24 protein-coding genes and 2 tRNA genes are annotated in these 24,144 nt (G+C 59.9%); 8 read left to right on the forward strand and 18 right to left on the reverse strand.

Annotation, left to right across the window (positions count from 1 at the left end):
• Window positions 1–761: 761 nt before the first annotated feature.
• Genes AC0L15_RS01710 through AC0L15_RS01720 form a run of 3 tightly spaced genes read left to right on the forward strand, consistent with a single transcriptional unit; the run spans window position 762 to window position 5,203 of the window.
• Entirely contained in the window at window positions 762–1,847 is a 1,086-nt protein-coding gene (locus tag AC0L15_RS01710) for an AAA family ATPase (RefSeq protein ID WP_473495828.1), read from the forward strand.
• A complete protein-coding gene (locus AC0L15_RS01715; protein WP_473495829.1) occupies window positions 1,729–4,329 on the forward strand; it encodes a S8 family serine peptidase in 2,601 nt (866 codons plus the stop codon). Before AC0L15_RS01710 ends, AC0L15_RS01715 begins: the two co-directional genes overlap by 119 nt.
• A 1-nt stretch (window position 4,330) precedes the next feature.
• A complete protein-coding gene (locus tag AC0L15_RS01720) occupies window positions 4,331–5,203 on the forward strand; it encodes a hypothetical protein (RefSeq protein WP_254022424.1) in 873 nt (290 codons plus the stop codon).
• Window positions 5,204–6,159: 956 nt separating this feature from the next.
• Here AC0L15_RS01720 and AC0L15_RS01725 read toward each other — a convergent pair.
• The 11 genes from AC0L15_RS01725 to AC0L15_RS01775 form a co-directional block, all read right to left on the reverse strand.
• Window positions 6,160–7,398, reverse strand: coding sequence for a tyrosine-type recombinase/integrase (locus AC0L15_RS01725; protein WP_473495830.1), 1,239 nt, complete (start codon window positions 7,396–7,398; stop codon window positions 6,160–6,162).
• A gap of 212 nt (window positions 7,399–7,610) precedes the next feature.
• Window positions 7,611–7,686: transfer RNA gene (locus tag AC0L15_RS01730), tRNA-Phe, on the reverse strand.
• 197 nt (window positions 7,687–7,883) lie between these two features.
• A complete protein-coding gene (gene yacG / locus AC0L15_RS01735) occupies window positions 7,884–8,087 on the reverse strand; it encodes a DNA gyrase inhibitor YacG (protein WP_027155506.1) in 204 nt (67 codons plus the stop codon).
• Window positions 8,084–8,710, reverse strand: a complete 627-nt coding sequence (locus AC0L15_RS01740) for a Maf-like protein (RefSeq protein WP_287246483.1) — start codon at window positions 8,708–8,710, stop codon at window positions 8,084–8,086. The genes yacG and AC0L15_RS01740 overlap by 4 nt, the downstream gene beginning before the upstream one ends.
• 27 nt (window positions 8,711–8,737) lie before the next feature.
• A complete protein-coding gene (infA, locus tag AC0L15_RS01745) occupies window positions 8,738–8,956 on the reverse strand; it encodes a translation initiation factor IF-1 (RefSeq protein WP_006200926.1) in 219 nt (72 codons plus the stop codon).
• A 204-nt stretch (window positions 8,957–9,160) separates the two neighbouring features.
• Window positions 9,161–9,625 carry an arsenate-mycothiol transferase ArsC gene (locus AC0L15_RS01750; RefSeq protein WP_287246615.1) on the reverse strand — a complete coding sequence of 155 codons (465 nt, stop codon included), beginning with the start codon at window positions 9,623–9,625 and terminating at the stop codon, window positions 9,161–9,163.
• 1 nt (window position 9,626) lies between these two features.
• Entirely contained in the window at window positions 9,627–10,112 is a 486-nt protein-coding gene (locus AC0L15_RS01755; protein ID WP_287246484.1) for a UPF0262 family protein, read from the reverse strand.
• A 5-nt stretch (window positions 10,113–10,117) separates the two neighbouring features.
• Window positions 10,118–11,410, reverse strand: coding sequence for a histidinol dehydrogenase (gene hisD, locus AC0L15_RS01760; protein ID WP_473495831.1), 1,293 nt, complete (start codon window positions 11,408–11,410; stop codon window positions 10,118–10,120).
• A gap of 9 nt (window positions 11,411–11,419) precedes the next feature.
• A complete protein-coding gene (locus tag AC0L15_RS01765) occupies window positions 11,420–11,854 on the reverse strand; it encodes a DUF2948 family protein (RefSeq protein WP_287246486.1) in 435 nt (144 codons plus the stop codon).
• A gap of 375 nt (window positions 11,855–12,229) precedes the next feature.
• Window positions 12,230–13,522, reverse strand: a complete 1,293-nt coding sequence (gene murA, locus AC0L15_RS01770; protein ID WP_287246487.1) for a UDP-N-acetylglucosamine 1-carboxyvinyltransferase — start codon at window positions 13,520–13,522, stop codon at window positions 12,230–12,232.
• 120 nt (window positions 13,523–13,642) lie between these two features.
• Window positions 13,643–13,849 carry a hypothetical protein gene (locus AC0L15_RS01775; RefSeq protein ID WP_287246488.1) on the reverse strand — a complete coding sequence of 69 codons (207 nt, stop codon included), beginning with the start codon at window positions 13,847–13,849 and terminating at the stop codon, window positions 13,643–13,645.
• 149 nt (window positions 13,850–13,998) lie between these two features.
• Here AC0L15_RS01775 and AC0L15_RS01780 point away from each other — a divergent pair.
• Window positions 13,999–14,073, forward strand: a tRNA-Thr gene (locus AC0L15_RS01780).
• 431 nt (window positions 14,074–14,504) lie between these two features.
• Here AC0L15_RS01780 and AC0L15_RS01785 read toward each other — a convergent pair.
• Window positions 14,505–15,014: a ferritin-like domain-containing protein gene (locus AC0L15_RS01785; RefSeq protein ID WP_473495832.1), complete on the reverse strand. Its 510-nt coding sequence runs from the start codon at window positions 15,012–15,014 to the stop codon at window positions 14,505–14,507.
• 763 nt (window positions 15,015–15,777) lie between these two features.
• Here AC0L15_RS01785 and AC0L15_RS01790 point away from each other — a divergent pair.
• From AC0L15_RS01790 to AC0L15_RS01800, 3 genes are read left to right on the forward strand one after another with little or no spacing between them, the layout of a single operon-like run.
• Window positions 15,778–16,422: a hypothetical protein gene (locus AC0L15_RS01790; protein WP_287246490.1), complete on the forward strand. Its 645-nt coding sequence runs from the start codon at window positions 15,778–15,780 to the stop codon at window positions 16,420–16,422.
• Window positions 16,419–16,814 carry a phage holin family protein gene (locus AC0L15_RS01795; RefSeq protein ID WP_095493499.1) on the forward strand — a complete coding sequence of 132 codons (396 nt, stop codon included), beginning with the start codon at window positions 16,419–16,421 and terminating at the stop codon, window positions 16,812–16,814. The genes AC0L15_RS01790 and AC0L15_RS01795 overlap by 4 nt, the downstream gene beginning before the upstream one ends.
• The gene (locus AC0L15_RS01800; protein ID WP_287067447.1) at window positions 16,811–17,692 is read left to right on the forward strand and encodes a hypothetical protein; all 882 of its coding nucleotides are present in this window, start codon (window positions 16,811–16,813) and stop codon (window positions 17,690–17,692) included. The genes AC0L15_RS01795 and AC0L15_RS01800 overlap by 4 nt, the downstream gene beginning before the upstream one ends.
• Here the strand turns inward: AC0L15_RS01800 and AC0L15_RS01805 are convergent.
• The gene (locus AC0L15_RS01805) at window positions 17,585–17,884 is read right to left on the reverse strand and encodes a hypothetical protein (protein WP_287246491.1); all 300 of its coding nucleotides are present in this window, start codon (window positions 17,882–17,884) and stop codon (window positions 17,585–17,587) included. The two genes, AC0L15_RS01800 and AC0L15_RS01805, sit on opposite strands and share 108 nt — an antisense overlap.
• A 661-nt stretch (window positions 17,885–18,545) precedes the next feature.
• Here AC0L15_RS01805 and AC0L15_RS01810 point away from each other — a divergent pair.
• Entirely contained in the window at window positions 18,546–19,535 is a 990-nt protein-coding gene (locus AC0L15_RS01810; RefSeq protein ID WP_287246492.1) for a glycoside hydrolase family protein, read from the forward strand.
• On the opposite strand, the gene ligD is transcribed toward AC0L15_RS01810, so the two are convergent.
• The 5 genes from ligD to AC0L15_RS01835 form a co-directional block, all read right to left on the reverse strand.
• Window positions 19,536–21,380 carry a DNA ligase D gene (gene ligD, locus AC0L15_RS01815; protein ID WP_473495833.1) on the reverse strand — a complete coding sequence of 615 codons (1,845 nt, stop codon included), beginning with the start codon at window positions 21,378–21,380 and terminating at the stop codon, window positions 19,536–19,538. It abuts the gene before it with no gap.
• Window positions 21,381–21,622: 242 nt separating this feature from the next.
• The gene (locus AC0L15_RS01820) at window positions 21,623–21,922 is read right to left on the reverse strand and encodes a DUF1236 domain-containing protein (protein WP_287246494.1); all 300 of its coding nucleotides are present in this window, start codon (window positions 21,920–21,922) and stop codon (window positions 21,623–21,625) included.
• A 347-nt stretch (window positions 21,923–22,269) separates the two neighbouring features.
• Window positions 22,270–22,554 carry a DUF982 domain-containing protein gene (locus AC0L15_RS01825; protein WP_287067456.1) on the reverse strand — a complete coding sequence of 95 codons (285 nt, stop codon included), beginning with the start codon at window positions 22,552–22,554 and terminating at the stop codon, window positions 22,270–22,272.
• Window positions 22,555–22,863: 309 nt separating this feature from the next.
• Window positions 22,864–23,301: a VOC family protein gene (locus AC0L15_RS01830; RefSeq protein WP_287246495.1), complete on the reverse strand. Its 438-nt coding sequence runs from the start codon at window positions 23,299–23,301 to the stop codon at window positions 22,864–22,866.
• A 592-nt stretch (window positions 23,302–23,893) separates the two neighbouring features.
• Window positions 23,894–24,106: a KTSC domain-containing protein gene (locus tag AC0L15_RS01835; protein WP_287246496.1), complete on the reverse strand. Its 213-nt coding sequence runs from the start codon at window positions 24,104–24,106 to the stop codon at window positions 23,894–23,896.
• Between the last annotated feature and the right edge of the window lie 38 nt (window positions 24,107–24,144).

Raw genomic sequence — 24,144 nt, forward strand, 5'->3', positions numbered from 1 at the left:
TCGGCTTAAACTGGCAGCAACGTGTGAACGGGTGGATCACCGCAGGAGAGCTACCCGTGGGGCATGTCAGCGGACGGCTCGCCGTTGCCGTTGCATTACACGACCGAGGCTAACCAACGGCGAGTGCCCCGTTGGCCTTTTCGCAGCTTCTTTTAGTGTCGAAATTTGAGCCGTTATGCTGAGCGCCGTCGTCGTCCCGAACACCGCCACCATGAAATAGCTGTCTTATGTGCCGAAACTGATACGCCATTTTCGACATAGACGTGGGGCCAAGACAATTTCGAGTAGCCGATCGAAATCGGCGATGGCACCGCACCACGATCGGAAGCTTTGCTCTGGGAGCGATCGACTAGCCACTACTCGGATGTCGCGTTTAGGCCGGTTGCCGACCGTTGTTCGACACAAGCAGGCTTTTATTTCGGTGCAAGCGTCATGGTGATCTGACCCAAAGCAGCCATAGTCTGCGGTTAATCGCGGGCGGCGTTTCCATTTTTCGATATCCTGAAGTCGGCGGTACCGCCGCGAGGATCCGACGGAGACGTAGACGCGGCAGGCGGGGAACAAATCTCCTGACATACCGTGTTACGGAGTGCTTGCACGATAAGGCCGATGACTAAAAGGCACCATGGTAGTGCATAGTTCCAGGGTTCAGGATTGATCGGCTTGCGTGCCGTGCAGCAGTCGTTAATGATGTTGAGGCAAAGTGGTTTGTGGCGGATGGAATCGTAGGCCGCGCCGAGGCTGTGGCGAAGGAAGATTAGATGGCCAAACACACAACCGTTCACAAGCTGCGACCGGAAACTGGGAATGGCAACGGAACCCGCGATACCCTGACTGCACTTATCGAAGAGGCTCATCGTCAGAACAAGCGCGACAATTCCGGGCGAACCTTGGTGCGCGAGCAGTCGCCGGCGCGATTCTACGGCGGAGGTTCGAGCATGTTACCCGAAAGTCTTCAGCCGCTGCTACGTGAGGTTGCGCCAGCGCGCCGGTTAGAGCAACTCGTCCTTGTAAAAGAAATTCTATGGGAAATTCAGGAGCTGATTAACGAAGTCCGGCAGACCGCGTTGCTGCGCTCGCATTCGCTCGAGCCACGCCATACGATAATGTTGGTGGGCCCACCCGGCACTGGAAAAACGAGCCTTGCCGAGGCGGTCGCCACAGAACTTGCGCTTCCGTTTTTCACTGTTCGCTACGATGGCTTGGTTGGCAGTTATTTAGGCGAGACGGCCTCGAGACTTCAATCAGTCGTCGAATATGCTACCCGGACGCCTTGTGTCCTCTTCTTTGATGAGTTTGACAGTGTTGGGAAGGAACGCGCTGATGCTCACGAAACTGGGGAGATTAAGCGGGTCGTCAGCTCTTTGCTACTGAACATGGACGCACTGCCGAGCAGTTGCATCGTGATTTGCGCGACCAATCATCCCGAGCTCCTCGACAGGGCGGTTTGGCGCAGATTCGAGATACGCCTAACACTTCCAAAACCCGGAGCGGCTGAACTGCGGGAGTGGTATTTTAAGACGGAGAACGCTCTCGGTGAATTAGGTATAAGCGCCGACAATTTCGTGAAAATATTTAAGGGGGAGACATTCTCTGAAATAGAGGCCGTAACACTCGACGCTCGCAGAAAAGTTGTGCTATCGCATGGGAAGTTGAGGCCCAGCGATGCATTCGCCCAAGCGCTCGACAGGTGGAGTAGACGTCGAGACGTTGGGGGGGCTCAGTCGGGTGGCACAGAAACCGATAGTAAGAATAAGCAGAGAACCGGCAAGGCGAAAGCGAATCAAAGGTCAACGGGCCAGGTTCCCGAAGGCGATCTCTTGGGGAGAACAAGCAAAGCGCCATGACGCCAAATTCGGCGATATAGAAAGTGGCCTTGGGCGGATCCTGAGCGGCGCAGACCTTTCAACGTCCCCTAGTGAAGTAACCCCCGACCGCGCGCTCGTTTTCGAAGTGATCGGCCCGCTGTCGAACGTGGCGAAATTTGTCGCGGCGGTACGCGCGGCCGGGTTTGAGTGGCTAGGCGAAGACTTCGATGAGGACACTAGCGACGAAGACGAAGGCGAGGAAGCAGACGAGCCTGCCGCTGACAGCGGTCAGAGCATGCTCTATGTCACCATGCCTACCATTCGCGGTCTTCAGAAGGTGCTTTCCCTATGGAAGCAGTATTCCACCAATCAGCCAAAGCCTAGGACTCACGACGGGGAATGGTGGCCTCTTTTCGCATACTTGAACGACGTCAGGACATGGTCGGCTAAAGACAGGGTCGACCCTGCGCTCTCCCGTTTTGTCGACCGTATGATGCGAAAATTTCCAGACCGACCGATCCGGTTGGAACTTGATCTCTGGTTCCGAAGTGACCTCAGTTTGAGAGCGGCGGCACGCGAATATGTTACCGATCTCATGTCACTGGTCGCCGGAACCGTCCTCGACTTCGTTACGATTCCAGAAATCCAATATCAGGCAGCTCTAGTCGAGCTACCAAACGAGCAGGCGCTTTGCCTCGGCTCACTCCAGGGCCCTCTGTCGACTGCCGACCGCGTGATGCGCGTCCGACCGCAGTCGCTTTATACCAGCGAGGCCGGGGATGCTGCATTCTCAGTCTCTGATCATCGTGATCCTCCGTCGACACCTGACGCAAGACCCGCAGTGGTAGCGCTACTCGACGGCTACCCAGTCGAGAACCACGTCCTGCTGAGGAATAGGCTGCGGGTGAGCGAAGTGGACGTTCATGCTGTAAACGTCCCCGTGGCAAGGCGCAGGCACGGTACTGCTATGGCGTCTCTCATTATCCACGGTGATTTGGGTGACGATACTGTTCCTATCGACCGGCTACTGCAAGTGGTGCCGATACTTGGCGCGCCGCAAAACCTCGCAGAAGAATGCACACCACAGGATCAGCTTCCGCTTGGCCTAGTTTATCGGGCGGTCTTGTCATTGGTCGAAGGGTCTGATGGCGTGGGGCCCATGGCCGAAAACGTCGTCGTTATCAACCATTCGATCTGTGATCGAGAAGCGCCGTTCGGTCAGCGCGCGAGCTACTGGGCGAAACTGCTCGACCACCTTAGCCATCGTTTCCGGCTGCTTTTTATCGTCAGCGCCGGAAACAACATGGAGCCTTTCGCGGTCGACACTTACGCCGACTGCAATGCATTCGAAACGGCTAGTCCAGTAGAGCGGCAGATCGCTCTGCTTAGCGCTCTCAATCGGAGCAGGGGGGGCAGGATAATGCTGAGCCCCGCGGAAACCCTCAACGGACTAACTGTGGGCGCGGTACATGGAGACAGTTCCGTCGGAGCGCCTCTTGGTTTCGTGGATCCCTTTGACACGATGTCGGGCGTAGCAAACCTCGCGTCGAGCGTTGGGCTTGGAGTTAATAGAGCAGTGAAACCCGACATTGTCGAACTCGGTGGCCGGCAACTGGCACGTTCGGAAGATGATGCAGGCTTCGTTTCAGCCTGGGCAATCGAGCACCCGGACGTCGGTCAGGTGACCGCGGCGCCTGGTGTCGGCGCTGCCCAAAACCTGGTCAGGCGCAGTACGGGTACAAGTAACGCTGCGGCTCTCACCACACGAACAGCCGCGCGGCTGGTGGACGTTCTGGAGGATCTCTTCGACGAAAACGGCGAGCAGTGGCTGGAGGCCAAAACGCGCGCGGTCGTCTTGAAGGCGCTGCTCGCTCACGGCTGCACGTGGGGCGGCGCAGGCGAGATATTGTACGAACTTTACCCTGGTGGAGCTCTCCGGAAGAAAGAAGCCATCAGCAGCGTGCTAGGATATGGCCGTCCCGATCATTCGAGGGTCTTCAGTGGTCAAGGGAATCGCATCACTCTGCTTGCCGACGACATAATTTTCCCCGATACGCTCCACGAGTACAGACTTCCCATCCCCCGCGCGATGGTCAACAATCGCGAGCTTCGGCGGGTCGTGGTCACACTCGCCTGGAGCAGTCCGATCGATCCTATAACGCGACGTTACCGTGGTGTCCGCCTCGAAGTTGTCGATGGCGATGGAAAACGGGATTTCTGGAAAGGGATCAAACGCACACTCTCGCCGGACGGGCGGGCCGCGCGACGCGGTACGCTCCAACACCTTGTTTTCGAGGGCAAAAACCTGATTCCGCAAGGCGGTTCGGGCGATATTTTCCTCGGTGTTCAGGCAATGGCGGAAATGACGCCCTTTGCCGCGGCGGAGGTGCCATATGGCCTGGCAGTGACTCTTGAGATGAGCCAACCCGTCAGGACAGACCTTTTCGCAGACGTAGAGGCACGCGTGAGAGCTAAGCGAGTCGACGTGACGCAGCGAGTGCCAACCCGGGTGAGAACCTAAGGTGCCAGGCGACAAAAACAGTATCGGCTACAAGAGCCGCGCGACGATCAAGAGCTATCTCCAAGACATCGGAGACGATGAAGCGGTGGAAGAGCTGTTCCCCAGCGGCGGGGTTGGACAAGGTCTGGCCAGCCCTTGGGGAAATCAGGTCTGGGCCCATACGGGAATGATGTGCGGCTTCCTGCCTCCTGAATCGGGCGGTCAGCTGGCGCAAATCCAAAGCGCGTTCTCGCTCGAACCTGACGAGACGCTAAAGAACTCGAGGGTCAAGATTACGCTCGAAAAGTTCTGGATACACAGGTACCCAGGCAGCGGCACTCACCAGATACTATGCGAGTTCACCGGAAAAAACCAACTCCAGAATGAGCCGGAAGAATTGCGTTTCGCGCTGACCACAGAAGCCAAGGATGGGGCAAGTGCAGCGATCAGCGGGTCTCCCATCTTTCTTGGTGTGTCGGTCGGCGAAAACGGAATCGCGTTCGAAGGAAAGACCATCAACGTCATCAGCAAGGGCGACGAAACCATTCTTAACGCAATCGGGAGCGGTCCGTTTAAAGAAGGTCTGGGCCTGTTGACCAAGGCTCAACCCGCTCTCAGGCCGTTCGTCGGCCTAACATCCAGCGTGGTGCAGTCCGTTCTCAGTAGGAACAAGAACAAGCAGGTATTCCATTTCAAGCTCGGACTTGATTTCGCGAAGAGTCAAACTTCGGTGCCGCTCCGGCACGGCTCGTTCATTGTCGCGCAGGGAGATTCTTCTCATTGGGATTGGAACGCCTTGGCGTGGAACACGGGCTCCGGCCAAGTCGTCGACAAATCGACGAAGCGCCCAATTTTGTTCAACTATATCGTTTTCAGAGTGTCTGCTTATGCCTAGGTGCCTATTTGCAGGAACATTGGAAACTTTGATCACTGTCAGTTCTGTTGGCGCAACGTTACCTACCATCGCGTGGTTCGACGGTTGCGTGCCGCGGCAAGTTGAAAAGGCAGGGAACTATGAGCAATCCTAGACGCGTGGCCGTCTTTCTCGACGGCACTGGAACACTGTCGGCGACAACACAAACGTCTGGCGCATCAAATCTCTGTGCGACCCGGACGATTTCCCAGCAACTTATCTAATGCGGCGTTGGCGTCGGGACCCACCTTGGAGAGAAGGTGAGGGGAGGTCTCTTCGGCTACGGCCCCGATCACGAGATCACCGACGCATATGAGTGGCTAATCGACCATTACAACGAGGGCGACCAGCTGTTCGGTCCTCGGCTTCAGCCGGGGAGCCTATACCGCTAGGGTTGGCGATCGACAAGGATTCGCAACTCGTTCAGGCCAACGCTCTGGACTCGGACGACGCTTCTAGGCGCAACCCCAGCCTCGCCACGTCCTCTTGAGATGTAGAGCAGCGCTGGTTGTCGGCGCTCATGCGAATGTCGGGGGCGGGTATGCAGGTGACCTGCTGGTCCAGATCCCTCTGAAGTGGTTCATAGCCAAGGCTACGGCGCTCGGTCACAAGTTGCGCTGGGACGTGGATATCGACCAAGCCAACGTCGTGCCACGCATATCCGACTCCTAGCCAGCTTCTTAGGTGGCAGCTATCAGTTTTTCAGCAGCTGGTATTTAGAACGGTCGGCGTCCAACCGGTTCTGGGAACCAAAGCTCGGACGTCGACGATCAACGAAACCATCGATGGCAGCGTATTCGATGGTTGGCGCTACCCCAGAACATCGTGGAGCGGGCGAAACGCATGGCGGTCGACTCGGGCGCAGTAGCGCAGTCAGTTTTGGCCGCGGGCCCGAAAATACTCGCACCAACCTAATGTGCCCACAGCAGACCTTCATGTTACGATAGGTGCGGAGACCGGGGTTGCAACCATACTTGTTTGAGTTCAGCCGCGGGTTTCGCGTTCTCAATTTCATCCAGATAATCGGCCCACCATTGCATCATTCTGACTCGCTCTTCCCAGTGCTCTGCCCGGGCGTAGGCGCGGCGAACTTCGTTGTTCTCAATGTGGGCCAACTGCCGCTCTATGGCGTCCGGATGCCACTTGCCGCATTCGTTTAGCAGAGTTGATGCCGTTGCTCGAAAACCGTGCGCGGTTGCTTCTTCCTTGCTGTAGCCAATGCGACGCAAGGCGGCGTTAAGCGTGTTGTCAGAAATCGGACGCCAATTCGATCGAACACTAGGAAACAGCAGCGATCCACCTCCAGATATTTCTCTAAGTGAGGTCAGAATGCTGACGGCCTGCCTTGAAAGCGGTACGCGGTGCGGCCGTCGCATCTTCATGCGTCCTTCAGGGATGGTCCACACCGAGCTTTTGAAATCGAACTCGTCCCATCCGGCCGCGCGCAGCTCGCCGGGGCGGGGAAACAGCAACGCCATCAGCTTCAGGGCGGCTCGGGTTGTAGCCTGTCCGTCAAATGCATCGATCGCTCTCAGCAAGCCTCCCAAGGCCTTAGGATCGGTAATCGCGGCACGCGACGTGACCGTCGGGCTGATGAGTGCGCCCCTCAGGGCGATAGTCGGATCTGCCTCGGCGCGTGCGGTCGCGATTGCGTATCGAAGCACGCTGCCGATGGTGGAGCGCAGTCGCCTAGCCGACTCGTATCGACCGCGAACCTCCACGCTGCGGAGAACGGCAAGAATCGTGGCCGAATCGATCTCCCGAACACTTTTGTCTCCAAACGTTGGATAGGCAAAGTCGAGCAGCCATTTGACCTTGGTGATGGTCCGGTCGGCACGTCCTTCCTTCTTCAGCTTGTCGATATATTCCGCCGCGATTGAGCGAAAGGTGTCCTTTGCCGAATCGGCCTTTTTTCGCCACTTACGCTCCTGTGCGGGGTCGATGCCACGTAGGAGGAGACGTTTGGCGGTATCGCGCGACTCGCGTGCCTCAGCGAGGGAGATGAGAGGATAGCTGCCCAATGCTAGAAGCTTCTGTTTGCCGCCAAAACGATAGGCAAAGCGCCATAGGCGAGATCCGGTAGGCTGAACCCAAAGCTGGAGCCCGCCACCGTCAGACAATTTGACGAGCTTGGAAGCGGGTCGGGTATTTCGGCATTTCACGTCGGAAAGGGCCATTCTCGGGACCTCCATTTGGCTCCATCGATACCATCAGGATCTCCAATACCAGCGAAAATACCAGCCCCCCGGCTCGTTAGACCAACTACGCCAAAATTCCACAAAACCCGACCATCCGCGCTTTACGCGCCGAAATCGGAAAAGATTTCAGCTAGTTGGCGGAACAGAAGCGTAGAAGCTTCGGCGAAAGAGACTCTCGGGAGAAGAGGGGATGGTGCCCAGAGGCGGATTCGAACCACCGACACGCGGATTTTCAGTCCGCTGCTCTACCAACTGAGCTATCTGGGCCTGTTCCGGCACGCGGGCAGTTCTGCACGCCGGATTTCTTGAAAGCGCCGCAGGCGCCCCTTGAAAGCGCGTGGGTTATAGCACGGGAATCCGGCCTGTCCAGCGCCTAAGCGTTGATTTCAAGCGGCAAACGAGCAATCACTGGACAGGTCGATTCATGGGACGCGGTCGAAGTCACCAAGCCGTGCCGAACAGCTTCATTTGGGAGGGTCGTTGTCCGTTTCGTCCTCGTCGTCGCGGCCCGGAATGACATAGGCGCCCTTGAGCCAGCGGTTGAGGTCGATGTCCTTGCAGCGCACGGAGCAGAACGGGTAGGTCTCGCGCGCCGACGGCTTGCCGCATTCGGGGCAGGGCCGCTTGGGGCGCAGCGGCGTGACCTTGTCGTCCGAACCTGAGTTCATGGCCGAACTGACTGCCAGTTGGCATGCACCTTGAAGCCCTCGCCGGCCAGCAGCGCCACCGTCTCATAGAGCGGCAGGCCGACGACGTTGGTGTAGGAGCCGATAAGCTTGACAACGAAGGCGCCGGCCAGACCCTGGACGGCGTAGCCGCCGGCCTTGCCGCGCCATTCTCCCGAGGCCACATAGGCGTCGATCTCGGCGCGCGGCAGCCGCTTGAAACGCACCCTGGTCTCGACCAGCCGCTGGCGCAGCTTGCCGCTCGGCGTAACCAGGCAGATGCCGGAATAGACCCGGTGCGAACGGCCGGACAGCAGTCCGAGGCAATTGACGACGTCGTCGAACGTTTCGGCCTTGGGCAGGATGCGCCGGCCGACGGCGACCACGGTGTCGGCGGCCAGCACGAAGCTCGGTGCATAATCCTCTTCCGTCTGCAGCGAGGCCAGCGCCTTTTCGGCCTTTTCCTTCGACAGGCGCTTGGCCAGCGAGCGTGGATGCTCGGCGCGCAGCGGCGTTTCGTCGACGCCGGCCGGCAGCACGCGGTCCGGCTCGATGCCGGCCTGCTGCAGCAGTTCGATCCGGCGCGGCGAACCCGAGGCAAGCACGAGCTTCTGCAAAATGCTCATCGCGATCCCGGCCGAGCTCTGACGATCTTACTTGAAACGGTAGGTGATGCGGCCCTTAGTCAGGTCGTAGGGTGTCATCTCGACAAGGACCTTGTCGCCGGTCAGCACGCGGATACGGTTCTTGCGCATGCGGCCGGCGGTGTGGGCGATGATTTCGTGTTCGTTTTCAAGCTTCACCCTGAACATCGCATTGGGCAATAATTCCGTGACGACACCCGGAAACTCGAGGACTTCTTCCTTCGGCATTCGATACCTTTGCTTGGATGGATTCCCAGCGCCTAGAGCACGATGCCGAAAAGTGTGAAGCGGTTTTCGGACGACATCATGCTCTACTTCTTGGATTTAGAGGCGGATTCAGATTTCAGGTCGAACAGACCTGAAATCATCCGACTCTAGCCGGAATTTGGGCGGAACCTATATGATAATCGTGCGCTTGTGAACATGCTTAAATCAGCCCGGTTTCTCTGCTTCCGGCGCCAGAAAACGGCGGCCGATCCGCGCCTTCAGCCGTTCGCGCACCTCGCGATAGGCGGCCATGATCTGCTCGCGCGTGCCGCCGACGCCAGTCGGGTCCGGCATCGGCCAATATTCGACGTCGACCGAAAGCGAGCGGGTAAGCTCGAGCGCGGTGTGATGGGCTTCCGGCGACAGCGTGATGATCAGGTCGAAATAGTCGTCCTCGAGATCGTCCAGTGTCCTCGGGTGCCGGTCGCCGAGCGAAAGCCCGTCCTCGGCCAGCACGGCGTCGACGAACGGGTCGCGTTCGCCGCCGCGCACCCCGGCCGACGCGACGAAGCTGGTGGCCGGAAGCACCTGGCGCGCCAGCAGTTCGGCCATCGGCGAGCGCACGGCGTTCATGGCGCAGACGAACAGGATCGAGCGGGGCAGGATCGAGCGGGGCAGAGGGACTGACAGTTCAGCCTCGCCAGTGTAGTACGCAGACCAGCGTGAACAGCCGCCGCGCCGTGTCGAAATCGATGTCGATCTTGCCGGCCAGCCGGTCCATCAGTGTCTGCGAGCCCTCATTGTGCAGGCCGCGCCGGCCCATGTCGATCGCCTCGATCTGGCTGGGCGTCGAGGTGCGGATGGCATCGTAATAGCTTTCGCAGATCATGTAATAGTCCTTGACGATGCGCCTGAGCGGCGTCAGCGACAGGATGTGGGTGACGACTGCCGCGCCATCCTCGCGCGTCACCGCGAAGACCAGGCGGGATTCGGCCAGCGACAGTTTTAGCCGGTAGGGCCCGGCGCCGTCGTCATTGACCGGCTGGAAGCTGTTTTCCTCGATCAGGTCGAAGATCGCCACCGCCCGCTCATGCTCAACGTTGGGCGTCGAACGGCCGATCGATTCGTCGAGTTCGACATCGATCAGCCTGGCACGGGTTCGATCGTAGTCCGCCATGTCAGCTACACATTCAGCCGGATGGCGACGGAGCGTCCATGCGCGTCGAGGCCTTCCGCTGTGGCCAGCGCGATGGCCGCCGGCGCCAGCGCCCGCAATTGCTCTGGCCCGAGCTTCAGGATCGAGGTGCGCTTGACGAAATCGAGCACCGAAAGCCCGGACGAGAAGCGCGCCGAGCGCGCCGTCGGCAGCACGTGGTTGGAGCCGCCGACATAGTCGCCGATGGCTTCCGGCGTGTGGCGGCCGAGAAAGACGGCGCCGGCATTGCGCATCCGAGCCAGGAAGGCTTCCGGCTCGTCGATGGCAAGCTCGACATGTTCGGCAGCGATGCGGTCGACCAGCGGCAGCGCCGCCTCAATTCGGGGAACGTGGATGACGGCGCCGAAATCGCGCCAGCTGGCCGCCGCCGTCCCGGCGCGCGACAGGTTTTGCAACTGGCGTTCGACCGCCTGTTCGACCGCCGCGCCGAAGTCAGGATCGTCGGTGATCAGGATCGACTGCGCCGACACGTCATGCTCGGCCTGGGCAAGCAGGTCGGCGGCGATCCAGTCCGGATCGTTGCTGCCGTCGGCCACGACAAGCACTTCCGATGGCCCGGCGATCATGTCGATGCCGACCGTGCCGAACACCTGGCGCTTGGCCGCCGCGACATAGGCATTGCCGGGGCCGACGATCTTGGCGACCGGCTTTATCGTTTCGGTGCCATAGGCCAGCGCTGCGATCGCCTGCGCGCCGCCGACACGGTAGATCTCGGATATGCCGGTCAGGTCCGCCGCCACCAGCACCAGCGGATTAATGACGCCGCCGGGCGCCGGCACCGCCATGACGATGCGCTCGACGCCGGCGACCTTGGCCGGCACGGCGCTCATCAGCACCGAGCTTGGGTAGCTCGCCGTACCGCCCGGTACGTAGAGCCCGACCGCCTCGATCGCCGTCCAGCGCGAGCCGAGCTCGACGCCGGCAGCGTCGGTATAACGGTCGTCGTTCGGCCGCTGCCGCTCGTGATGCGAACGGATCCGGTCACGGGCGAATTTGAGCGCGTCGATCGTCTGCGGGTCGGCCGCATCGTAGGCCTTGGCGATGTCGTCTTGCAACACAGCAATGCCGAGGCCTTTCAGGTCGGCCTTTTCGAATTTCTGCGTGTAGTCGATGAGCGCCGCGTCGCCCTCGGCGCGGACCCGCGCGATGATCGCGCGCACCACCGCGTCGACGTCCTCCGAGACCTCGCGCTTGGTCAAAAGGAACGCGGCAAACCGCGGCTCGAAATCGGCATCGGACAGGCGAAGCGTGATGGCCATCTTGTGTGCTCAGGCTCTGTGGAAGGGGCGCGACGTCGCTTCCCAGGCGCCGCCAGTGTCAGCCAGCCGCGCCTCGATGCACTCGACATCGAGCATGATCGCGCCGCCGCCTGAAAAGATCAGCTCGACAATGCCGGCCGGCTTGTCGAGCGCGACGAAGCTGATCGCCAGCAGCGATAGCACCTCGTCCGGCTTGTCGCGGGCAATGCCGCTGGTCTTGGCGCCCAGCACCCGGTCGAAATGCAGCACGCTTTGCCGCCGTTCATTATGCTGGCGGAACAGCCCCGATTTCGCCTCCCAGACGAAGCGGTTCATCGTCATAACGAAGCGCTTGGCCGCCGGCATGTATTCGAGATCGCCGACCTTGAGCACGGCGTCCTGGACATGGGCCGAGACGATGCTCAGATCCTGATCGTCGAGCGCGACAAGCTTGAGAAGGTTCATGCGGAGTTCGCACCTGCGAAGGTTTACAGTCGACTTTCTGTTAGGCGGTCTTGGCGATCCGTGCAACCGCGCCACGGATTCCGACCAGGGCAATCGCATTTGGATTCTTGCGAAGGTGGACCCCCACCCTAACCCTCCCCACAAGGGGGAGGGAACGCTGCCGCGCGCCTTTGACTTCCCCTTTGGCGCCGAAAGGCAGGCAATCTGCCGAGGCCAGCGCCAACGGAAGTCTCCCTCCCCTTGTGGGGAGGGTTAGGGGTGGGGGTACATCGTAGAGCGAAAGCCTCGGCTTTCCACCTGCAATAGCCCTGGTCCAGACGGGGAGAAGATGCCGGCAGGCAGATGAGGGGCAGCGCCGACCTCAGGCCGTTACCTCTACCCCGAAATCCGCTCGATCACCGCGCCGCAGCCGGACAGCTTTTCTTCCAGCCGCTCAAAACCGCGGTCGAGATGATAGACCCTGTTGACCGTGGTCTCGCCTTCGGCCGCCAGGCCGGCGATGACCAGCGACACCGAAGCGCGAAGGTCGGTCGCCATCACCGGCGCGCCCTTCAGCTTCGGCACGCCGTCGACGATCGCCGTCTGGCCGGACAGTGTTATGTGGGCGCCGAGCCGGGCAAGTTCCTGGACGTGCATGAAGCGGTTTTCGAAGATCGTCTCGGTGATGCGCGACTTGCCCTTGGCCATCGTCATCAGGCCCATGAACTGCGCCTGCAGGTCGGTCGGGAACGCCGGGAACGGCGCTGTCGTCACGTCGACCGGCGCAATGCCGGCGCCGTTGCGCCTGACGCGGATACCGGAATTGGTCTGCGTGATCTCGGCGCCTGTTTGGGAAATCACGTCGAGCGCAGTCTGCAGCAGGTCCGCCCGCGCGCCTTCGAGCACGACGTCGCCGCCGGTCATGGCGACGGCCATCGCATAGGTGCCGGTCTCGATGCGGTCGGGTATCACCCGGACGCGCGCGCCCGACAGCGCCTCGACGCCGTCGATGGTGATGGTCTCGGTGCCCGCGCCGGAAATCCTGGCGCCCATGGCGTTGAGGCATTCGGCGAGGTTGACGATCTCGGGCTCGCGGGCGGCATTTTCGAGCACCGTCTCGCCCTTGGCCAGTGACGCGGCCATCATCAGCACATGGGTGGCGCCGACCGACACTTTCGGGAAGACGTAGCGATTGCCGACAAGACGGCCGTTCCTGGTCTTGGCGATGACATAGCCGGTGTCGACGTCGATATCGGCGCCCAGCGCCTGGAGTCCTTCCAGGAAAATGTCGACCGGCCGCGTGCCGATGGCGCAGCCGCCGGGCAGCGACACCTTGGCCTCGCCCATGCGGGCAAGCAGCGGGCCGATCACCCAGAAGGAGGCGCGCATCTTCGACACCAGCTCGTAGGGGGCCGTTGTGTCGACGATGTTGCGGGCGGAGAAAGTGACGGTGCGCGAATAGCCCTCCTGCTGCTTTTCGCGGCGTCCATTGACCGAATAGTCGACGCCATGATTGCCGAGGATGCGGATCAACTGCTCGACATCGGCCAGATGCGGCACGTTTTCCAGGGTCAGCGTGTCGTCGGTGAGTAGCGAAGCGATCATCAGCGGCAGCGCGGCGTTCTTCGCGCCCGAGATCGGGATGCTTCCGGCAAGCTTGTTGCCGCCGACAATTCTGATGCGATCCATGGAAGAGCGTCCCCTCGGCCGAAGGGCCGGTTTAATCGGTTGAGTCTGTTGTGGCCCGTCTAAACCATTGGCCGGTTTGGTTCAAGAAACAGGATTCTCGCCCTGGCCAGCCTGTTGATATCAATCCTTTTGCGTTTCCCTTAAGGCGCCGAACCCTTCCGGCCGCTTGTCAGCCTCGCCAGTGCGTCGCGAGCGCGACTGCGCCTTGCGCTTCTGCAGATTGGCGCGCAATTGCTCGGCGAGCCGGGTCTGGCGGTCAGCCTTCTTCGGTGGGCTGTCCTTTTTCGATGGCCCGCCCTTGTCAGTTCGAGTTGCCTTGTCGTTCATGGTTCCGTCCCGGCTGACCCGCTATTCAGGGATAGCCAACATTGTGGCGCTGCCATGTCCGCAAAAGCCGTCGGAGCGGGCTTTCACAGATCGCTTGCGCTTGGCCTTGCGCTTGCCGGTTCGATATGGCAGAAGCCCCGCCATCAGCGGCTGCGGTAGCTCAGTGGTAGAGCACTCCCTTGGTAAGGGAGAGGTCGAGAGTTCAATCCTCTCTCGCAGCACCAGTTTATCCCCTTGAAATCGCTCAAGCCCTTGACATGCAAGGCTCTCGTGATCGCTGCAGATTCCTTCTACGGAATTGGTTGGCACAAGATCGACAAGCGCAGCCCCTTGACATCGACGTGTATCCGTTCCCATACGATGAAGGTGATATGCGACGAGATTCAGGCTCCCACGGCCAGAACAGCGCCCGGGAATCAGCCATGCGTGGGAACATCCTGGCTGCACAAGCCATGCCGGCTGGGATTTTCGCGAGGCCTGGCAAGCCTCGCGCAGGTTCTGGTTCGAACATCGCGCCGAGAGGGAGCGGTTTCTTTTAGAACGTCAACCAATCCGCCACCCTTCGCGTCTGAAGCCCTACCGGGTTGACGTCGACGTCGATCAGCCTCGTACCGCCGAAGGATTTCTACAACGCGATGGCAAGACTTTAGGCATGTCACCGTTTCGCGATGTCAGCATCCCGCTCGTCGCGTCTGAGGAACTCGCTGGTGACCGTGCCGAGTTGGTTTTCCAGCCAATGTGCCATCGCCTCTTCTTCGCGGAGGTTTTCTTTACACGCTCTTTGGGTCTCGGAGTCGCCGACCTCGCCGGCTGCGGCAATGAGCATTTTGTAGCTGGCGATTTCCATATGCTCGAATGTGTAGCTAGCCAGTGATCCTTTCATCACCTCGTCGCCTGCAAACATGCCGCTGATGTTCTGTCCGATGGCGATTAGCTTACCGCCGGCGTCCTTCAGCGTCGAAGATCCGTCGCCGATCCGATCGAGGCATTGTTCAAGACGTTTTGCCTGTTGCCTTGTTTCTTCGAGATGCATGTTCATCCGGTCGCGAATCTCGGGATAGTTTTCGAGACGCTCGATTTGGCCGCTCAACATGGTCTCGGCTTGTTCTTCCATGGCGTGAGCGTCGCGAAGCCACTGCACCAGACGTTCCTTGGAGTCTGTCATGTCTGTCTCCGTTGGTCAGCATTGTCTTACTGCCATCGCAACGCCGCCACAGACCGTTAGTTCCGATCGCCTGCAAAGCGCAGTCGATACCCGGCGGTGACCACGACACCCCGTCCCGCAGGTCGCTGCCTCCCCGGCCAAAAGCCCCTTGAAGCGCAACATTAGCGTCAGCTAATAGTGCTCTGTGAGCAGTGGGCGTTGCCTGGTAGGCGCCGGCCGGCAGCTTTGGTCCGCCGCAGGAACAAGCTCCAGAGGTTAGGGCGGTGAGTATCTCAGATCAGAGTGGCCCGAGGACAAATGTGGCCAGTAGGGCAACAAAAAGCACAGCGGTGATCACGGCGCCCCACATGAGGACCCTTCCTGTGCCGCGTTGCTCTTCCTCGCGAGGTATCTCTTTCGCCATAGCAAGCATCCTTTTTGAGAAGTTCGGTGACTCAGCAACGTGTCTTGCGGAGGCTGGTTCCCGGCAGCCATCTTGAACAGATCAGCTTTCGGAGGGCCTATTAATGCCCTGGTTCATTTGGATGTTCCCTTGGACCCACGCCACGGGCGCGCTGTCGCTAGAAGTCCATGCGAGGCACGCCGGTTATGGCACCGAATTCTTACTGCTAATTTAGCTGGAAGTGATGGAACCTGTTTGCCCCCGCCAAGTTCGTTAGGCAATGGAGGAGATTGCCACCATGAACAGTGTCATTTATCTCATCGGCCTTGTCGTCGTCGTGCTTGCGATCCTCTCCTTCCTCGGATTCCATTAGGAGATACCATGCAGCGCAAAGACGATCAGGGCCGTAAGCCGGCCGATTTCGAAACAGCCAAAAGCGAACTGTCCGAACGGTTCCAGCAGGAAACGCAGACCGCGACAGAGGCGCTACACGACGCTCGCGACGAACTCGCCAGGAAGGCGGGCGACTACGCTGCTGAAGCCAAGCAGGCGTTGTTCGACAAAGCCGAGGGAACACAGCGCGATATCAGCTCCAACCTGAAGGCCTTTAGCGGAGCCTTGCGAGCAGCAAGCGAGCATCTGGCCAATAACAATCAACGGACCGCTTCGAAGTTCACCCTCGATGCCGCCGGCTCGCTTGAACGCCTTTCATCTTCGTTGAAGGACAAACCATTCGAAGATGTTCTTGGCGAGATGCGGTCTTTCGGCCGCGAAAACTCAGGGGCGCTGATAGCCGGCTCAGTATTGGCAGGCTTGGCGCTGGGGCGGTTTATCAAGAGCTCGCCGCCATCTGCCCGGACCGAGACACCGAGTCGATCGCAAACAGACGGGGGTTCAGAAACGGTTTCGAACTCGGATCAGTCCGCTACGCGATCGGCAGAGGCACCTGACACGACGCCGCCCCCCTTCAATCAGCCTAGAGACGACAGGGATTTGGCCGGCGCAAGCCTGGGGCAGAACCCATGACCAACAATCAGGAAAGTCGCGGCCTCGCAACCCTCGTCAGCGATCTGGCACAGCAGGTCACAACCCTGCTTCAAACCGAAAGTAGGCTGTTGCGGGCCGAAATGTCGGAGAAAATCAGCAAGGCCGGCGCAGGCGCCGCCGAGGTTCTGGCCGGCGCCATATGCCTTCTCGCGGCCTTGATGGTGCTTTTGCAAGCACTCGTAATCGCCCTGGCGAGTGCCGGCCTGGGAGCGGGATGGTCCTCGCTGCTGGTTGGAATCGTCGTCGCGATACTGGGGATCATTCTCTTGCGTTCCGGCACGAAAAGCATGGCTCCTTCCGAGCTGACGCCTGATCGCACACAAGACCAACTCAAGCGCGACGCGCGCGTGATCAAGGATCAAATAAGATGAGCGACAAATCCGCAGCCGAGCTCGAGCGCGATGCCGACATCGCCCGTGCTAAAGTAGCAGACACCGCCGATTCGATCCGCAGCAAGATGACACCGGGTCAATTGATCGACGAATTTACCGGGATGTTCGCCGGTGGCGAGGGATCCGCCATGCTTGGCAATCTCAAGTCGCAAGTCAGGGACAACCCGTTGCCATTGACGTTGATTGGAGCCGGCCTGGCCTGGCTGATGCTGGGCGACGGCACGTCGGCAACCAACTCAGCTGCCGCCGCCTATCGGACAGGCACAGCTCCTGATGCTTTCTCTAACTTGCGCGGCGATGATTTCAGCCAGGGCAACGAAGGGTCCGGAATCGGGGCGATGCTCTCCGATACCGCCGGTTCGGTTACATCAGCAGCAAGCGACGCGGCCGAAGCTGCAGCAAACGCTGCAACGGGCGCCAAGGAGAGGATGACAAAAACCGCCGGACAGCTCGGCTCAAGCGCCAGCGAGATAGCGGCTCGGACGCGCCAATCGGCACAAGACCTCTTCGAGCGCGAACCGCTGGCTATCGCCGCAGTCGGCCTTGCGCTGGGCACTGCCATCGGGGTGATGCTGCCCCACACAGCCACAGAGGACGAGCAACTTGGCGCCTACCGCGACAAAATTCGCGACAGTGCGGAGGAGGTTTTCGAAACGGGCCTGGAGCAAGCAAAGCAAGTTGCCGCCGAGGCCTACGAAACGGTCAAGGAAGAGGCCGACCGGCAAGGCTCGGGTGGAGATGCAGGCACCCTAGCAGGCAAGGTCGGCAAAGTTGTGGAATCGACCGCAAACAGAACTGAGGAAGCCATTCGCGATCGTTTGCCGGGGTCGTCGGACGAGTCTTCTACCACCACATAGCGTCGCCACCAGCCTGAATGACGCGCTTGGTCCATACGATGTCATCCGGCACCGTCGCCGGTCGTAACCACACCGGATCGGAAGGGATTGCGGATGTGGTCTTGAAGTAGCGGCATTCATAATGGCGGCTTTGAACGCGGCGAAGGTCTCCGGCGGCACGTCCTCAAACTGGTAACATTTACGGCTGGCCACGAACCACGCCGAGAGGGTTCTGCGTTCCGGATCGTATTCCGTTTGCGTATCGAGGTGAACGCCCTAACGCTCACACCTTGGTTCGGCGCGGGCCTGCTAGGTTTCTCCCCTTTGGGTCCTATGACGGTAGTTAGAAGATCGCCAGATCGTCCTGAACGCGGGTCTGCAACGACCTAAACTTGCGTCCCGGTCCACCGCGTGAAGGTGGACCGACCCCGCTACCGCGACGTCGAAAGCCGGCGCTTCAAGCAGAGGCGCGCCTATCGGGGATCGCTTCGCCGTCGGCACCCGATCGTTCCAGGTCGGCCTGATCGGTACCTGAACGACCGCCTGGAAGAGCTCGCCCCCGTGGAAAGGGGCCCGATCCTGGTCAAGACTCACCACACGAGAAGGAGTTCGCGCCAACCCATCCCGAAATACGGCTGGTGTGTCGAGCATCGGCCCGCGTAGCGACCGACGCCTAAAGGCCGGCAGGCAGGCCGCCGACAAGGTCAACCTGAACCGCGCGTTGGGCAACCAAGTCCGAAACCAAGTTCGCACGATATTTGGAATCAAGATTAGTCGGGTTGCCTCCCCGGCCGTAAGCCTTGAAGCGGAACGTTAGCGCGCGCTGATGGTTTTCTTTCAGCAGTGGTTGGCAATGCGACGTCAGAGGCATCCAATGTTGACCGTCGAAGGAAAATGGATATGGGACAGCTGGTATTGCCGGGATGATCAGGGACTCTGGCATGCCTTCTTTCTGCAGGCCGATCGCTCGCTAGGGAATCCCGAACTGCGACACTGGAATGTCACCTGGGGCCTTGCCACAAGTCCTGACCTGCGCAAATGGACGTATCGGGGAACGGTTTTCCGGCCGAGCAAAACTCCGTCTTTTGATGATCTGACGATCTGGACCGGCTGCATTGTGCGGAACGACAGGAATTCATGGACCCTCTTCTATACCGGGACATCACGCGCTGAAGAGGGCAAGATACAACGAATCGGACGCGCTAGTAGCGCCGATCTAGTCCATTGGAGAAGGCAGGGCCTTGCGCTTGAGCGCACCGGTGAGAATGCCGAGTATTACGAGGGTTGCGTTCCGCGGCGCTGGAAGGACTGCTCGCTGCGGGATCCTTGGGTGATACGTGACCCCGAGGGCTCTGGCTGGCTGATGTATTTCACGGCCCGCTCGCCGATGCCATCGGATACCAATGCCTCTGGTGCAATTGGCGTTGCCCATTCGCACGATCTTGTAAATTGGCAGCTTCAGCCTCCGGTTTATGTCGGATCTTTCGGGGAAATCGAGGTCCCCCAAGTCTTCCAGCGGGGCGACAAATGGTTCTGCCTCTTCTGCACACATTCACAATGTTGGTCGGAAGAATTCAAACGCAACTATCCGGGAGAGCCGGTAGCGGGCATCCACTATCTTGCTGCCGATCATCCCTTGGGGCCATGGAAACCGGCGGACGGTCCATTCCTATACGGCACATCCGACTGCGAGATATATGCCGGGCGCCTTCTTACACATGGTGACCAGGACTACCTACTTGCCTTCATCTCGGGTCCGGAGGAGCGGTTTTCTGGGACAATTTGCGACCCTATTCCAATCCACTTTGACGCGTGCGGAAGATTGGCGTTGGTCGAGCCACGATCTTTAGATCCGCCGGACTGACTAAAAGTCCCTGCTCTTATTCACGGTCGGGCGATCTGAAACATTGGGCCGAGCGCGGCCTGCTTTCCGCACGCTTGTCTGCGGCGTCGGCCGAAAGGGGCTCTGCAAGGTGAATGCGTCTGGCAGAATTCCCTTTTCGACCTGGTTCCAGGTTACGGGAGCCGCAATTGGAAAGCCAAGGCGGGCTCTTGGCGAATACGCACCGACCGCGGTGTTTCCACGCCCATTTCGGAGATAATCGAGGAAGATACGCCCTACGCGGGCGAACGGCGCAGCCGACAACAGGTAGCGATCGGGATGCTTGTTGACCAACTGCTGCGCCAGCCTGCGTGCATACTGCCTGGCCGCATCGTGGGTGATCGCAGCGTTCAGCGGCGCCATCACATGCAGGCCTTTGCCGCCGGTCACCTTCGGCCAGCTGTCCAGTCCTGCTGAACGCAGCATATCGCGGAGCGCCAAAGCCGTGCCGGCAACTAGCTCCCATTCGACTCCTTCGCCAGGATCCAGATCTATTACGAGGCGGTCGGCGTGCTCGATATCATCAATGGTGGCGTTCCATGGGTGCAATTCGACAACGCCCATTTCCACCAAGCCAAGAAGCCCATCAAGGTCATCGACCCACAGCCTCACCCCTTCGCCACCTTCGCGTTTCTGAACTCGCAGCTGATGCACGGCATCCGGAACTTTGGGCAATCTGCCCTTGTGATAGAACGTCACGTCGTGGGAGTGGCGAACCAGCTTGAGCGGGCGTCGGCCGAGGTGGACGAGCGCCTTTCTCGCTACCTTCGTCCAATATCCGGTCAGATCCTCTTTCGAGGGCACGACGGCGTCGGGCAGCAATTGCAGAATGTTTTCGGGCTGGACGCCCAAACTTTCATCGGACGGCGGCCGCTTACGGGCTAAACGCGGCGCGCGGGCTGGTGGGCTCAGATCATCGCGCAGCCCCTTGAACACCGCCTCACGCAGCAGTCCGTCATCGGTGATCCCGCTATATTGGATTTCGGCCTCGACTGCTGGGTGCACCCAAGTTGCCTTGGGCTTTTCTATCGGTTCCGAGAGTGGAGATTTCGCCACAATCAGTGGGTCCAATCGTTCGCGCACTTCGCGTGCATCGCGCAGGCTGTAGCCGCTTTGCGCCTTGCCGGCATAGTGGACGCGATTCCCCTCGCGGCGACCGAGATAAAGCGAGGCAATCCTGCGCGGCTTCGCCCCCAGCTTCTCGACGAAGGCAACGATCGGAAAGTTGTCGCTCTTGATGCATTTGAGCTTGAGCCAACTCTCCTGCCGGCCGGAGCGGTAGCGGGAATCTGCACGCTTCGACACTATCCCCTCCAGGCCCAATTCGCAGGCGTGCTTGAACACTGTCGGGCCGTCGCCCTCATAATGATCGACATAGACCAGCACCGGCGGCGCGCCCTCCAAGAGACGTTGCAAGGCGCGCTTGCGCTCCAGCAGCGGAGCGTCCCGCAGATTCTTGCCGTTGAGGTGAAGCAGATCGAAAGCGTGGAAGATCAGCTTCGTTGACTCAGCTTTTCCAAGCTCGCGGCGTAGTGCCTGAAAGTCAGGAAGCCCGGTAGCGCCTAATACAGTCGCCTCGCCATCGATGATTGCGCGCTTTGCTTTCAGCTCAGCCGCGGCACCGACAATCGGGCCGTATCGGTCGGTCCAGTCGAAGCCCCTTCGGGTGAAGGCCTGCGCCTTGCCCCGCTGGATGATCAGCTGGGTCCGATAGCCATCGTATTTGATTTCGTGAATCCATCCATCGCCCTTGGGCGGCTTCTCGACCAGCGTGGGCATTTGGAATTCAACGAAAGAAAGCCGGCCAACGCCAGGCTCGGTAAGCATGCACCCGCACTCCAGACACTTCGATTTGAATCAATATCTCCGTTTCGAATCGGTTCCGAAACAAAGTGAGGTCGGCAGTGCTGGCATTCTCCCGTGTGAACAGAACTTGAGTTACCGGATGGCCGATAGACCATTGCCTACGGGAGAGGACAGGCAATGGTCTGTTGGATCAGAGGGACTTCCAGATTTAGTGTCCTGCTATACCTTTAGGCACGGCGGGCTGTGCTCCCAGTCGCTTTAGGTCACTCGATGACTTTGATGATCTTGCGTGTGCCTGGATCAACGACAACGGTCCGGTTGTCGACCATCACGTAACTATATTTGGTGTCGGGAACTTCATGAAGCTCGACCGTCTGGGGCAGCGTTGAGCCGATATTGAGCTCCATCCCAGGGACCTTCACCGATGCGAGCGGCTGCTTCTTCACATATTCCCGGATGACGGTCTCCTGTTCAGGCTCGATGACTACGTCCTGAGCGGCAGCAGCGCCGATACCTGCCAGCAGCAGAAATCCCGCGGCTGCAGTGGAAAGTCGCATTTTCATAGTTGCCTCCTATGTGAGTCCTGTCGCGCCGAACAGCATCGTCTTCGCGCGATACTCATCGAACCCGCGGCAGCTGCAAAAGTTCCTTTGGCTGGGAGCTTCGGGCGGATCTCAGACCGGACCCAAGTCTCACCTGTTCGCGCAACAGACTGGACCCGCTGGTTACTCGCTCCGGTCTTCGCCGTCTCCATCGCGTTCCTGGCAATTGGAATGGTCGTTAGCTAGGCAATGCGCAGCAAGAAACCACCGCCATTCCTCGACTTGCGGGTGGTCCGCAATCCCGGCTGACCAAGTCCGCCCGGGCGAGGCCTGTCAGCGGTTCCAAGGTGGCGAGGGCGGGCATCATCTCACATCAGATCTTCAGCAACCCCGTCGAATTTCTTGAGGCCTTCGCTTGGGGGCTTCTGCTTATGGAGTCCCTGTTCCGTTGCAGCCGCCTCGAAGGCGGCGAACGCAGCTTGGTGACTGCAATGTCCGGCCAGGCATTCCTCGATCATTCGGATTGCTTCAAGCCGGGACGGCTTGTCCATGAATGGCCATGGTTGCTGAAGCGCTTTCGCAGCGCCGGCGATCGACGCGACCACCATCGGCCTGTGATTCAGGTAGATTGTAATCGGGACAAACGCCGTCATTTTCGTCGCTCCCCAGGAGTGAAGGCGGTTAAACGCGAAGACGTGGCGGTGGTTGCATCATCGTGAATTCAGGGCGCCGCTGCCCGACGCGAACGGCCATGCAGGCCTTAACCGCCGCCAAGATCCAGGACGTCGATGCGGTCGAGCAAAGGGGCGCGAGGCGCCGTTTCGTGGCAGCATGCCCACGTTGCGATAATTGCATGCGCGTAACGCGGCCGACCGTGGAGGGATGGACGTCGAACAGGCGGGTCGGCCTCGGACGCGCTCGCTGGCATTGGTCACTCTTCGCCATTTGTCTTCGTATTGCGCTCAGCTGAGTTCTTGGGCTAGTCCGATGAGGAGCCCTTCAGGCCCACGGATGTAGCAGAGCCGATACGCGTCTTTATACTGGACTACTTCGCCTTCGAGCTGCGCGCCGCGCGTGCGGAGCCTTTCAAGCGTCTCGTCGATGTCGTTCACGGCGAACATGACGCGGAGGTAGCCGAAGGCGTTGACCGGGGCGTTCCGGTGATCTGCGACGACAGGCGGCGTGAGGAAGCGGGAGAGCTCGAGCCGGCTGTGGCCGTCCGGCGTGCGCAGCATGGCAATCTCGACACGCTGATCGCCCAGTCCAGTGACACGTCCGGCCCATTCTCCTTCGATCGTGGACCGCCCTTCGAGCTCGAGGCCGAGTTCGCGAAAGAAATCGATCGTCCCTCCGAGATCTTCGACGACGATTCCTACGTTGTCCATCCGCTTGAGCGCCATGTTTCGAATCTCCAGGGTGTCGTTCCAATCTACAAGGTGTCGCCGAGTCTAACAGCGGACGCTTGAGTGCCCCCAACACCGATAGCTGATGACATGTGGACGTGCGGTCGTGTCCACATGTCTACAGTTCTGCGGGCCCACGGGGGCTAAGGACAGGCATCACGAAACGGATGTGGTGAAAACGCCACATGCAGCAACCGAACAACCCGCCGCACATCGTGCCGATGCGGAGGCGCGCATGAGCGCGGCCCTACTGATGCCGCGCGAGCCGGTCCATGGGTGCGTTTGCTTCGGCCAAACTAGCCAGCGCTTGCTCGACTTTTTGAGCCGAGGCGTCAGTGCGCTTGATGTGCCGGATCATTTGCTGCCTCAACCGCGCGAGCCTTTCCGCGCGATATACGTCGCCGTATGTCGCAGTTTCAAGGTGGAGGGTCGCGAGCCTCATGGGCGACGATTCCGATTATCTAGCAGTAGAAATTCGCGAATCCGCCTTTCGTTCCGATGTCCGACCTTGCCCTCGCAAAAGCTGGCCGGACGGCCGCGACGAATGAGCCGCATCCCTGCCAAAAGAGAGATCGTCCGCTGATGCTGCTCAGTCGACCGCGGGTCCAACCAGACGGTAGCGGAAGTGATTTGGGATGTGGCCGTTGAAGATGCGGCCCTTGGCGAAGGCGGCTTGGAACTCGGCGAAGGTCTCCGGCGGCACGTCCTCAAACTGGTAGCATTTACCGCTGGCCACGAGCCACGCCGAGAGGACTTTGCGCTCCGGATCGTATTCCGTTTTGTGTATCGAGGTCGACGGCATGACGTGACTACTCCAATCAGGGAGAGAGTCCATCTGAA

The sequence above is a fragment of the Mesorhizobium sp. WSM4846 genome (assembly GCF_055811415.1).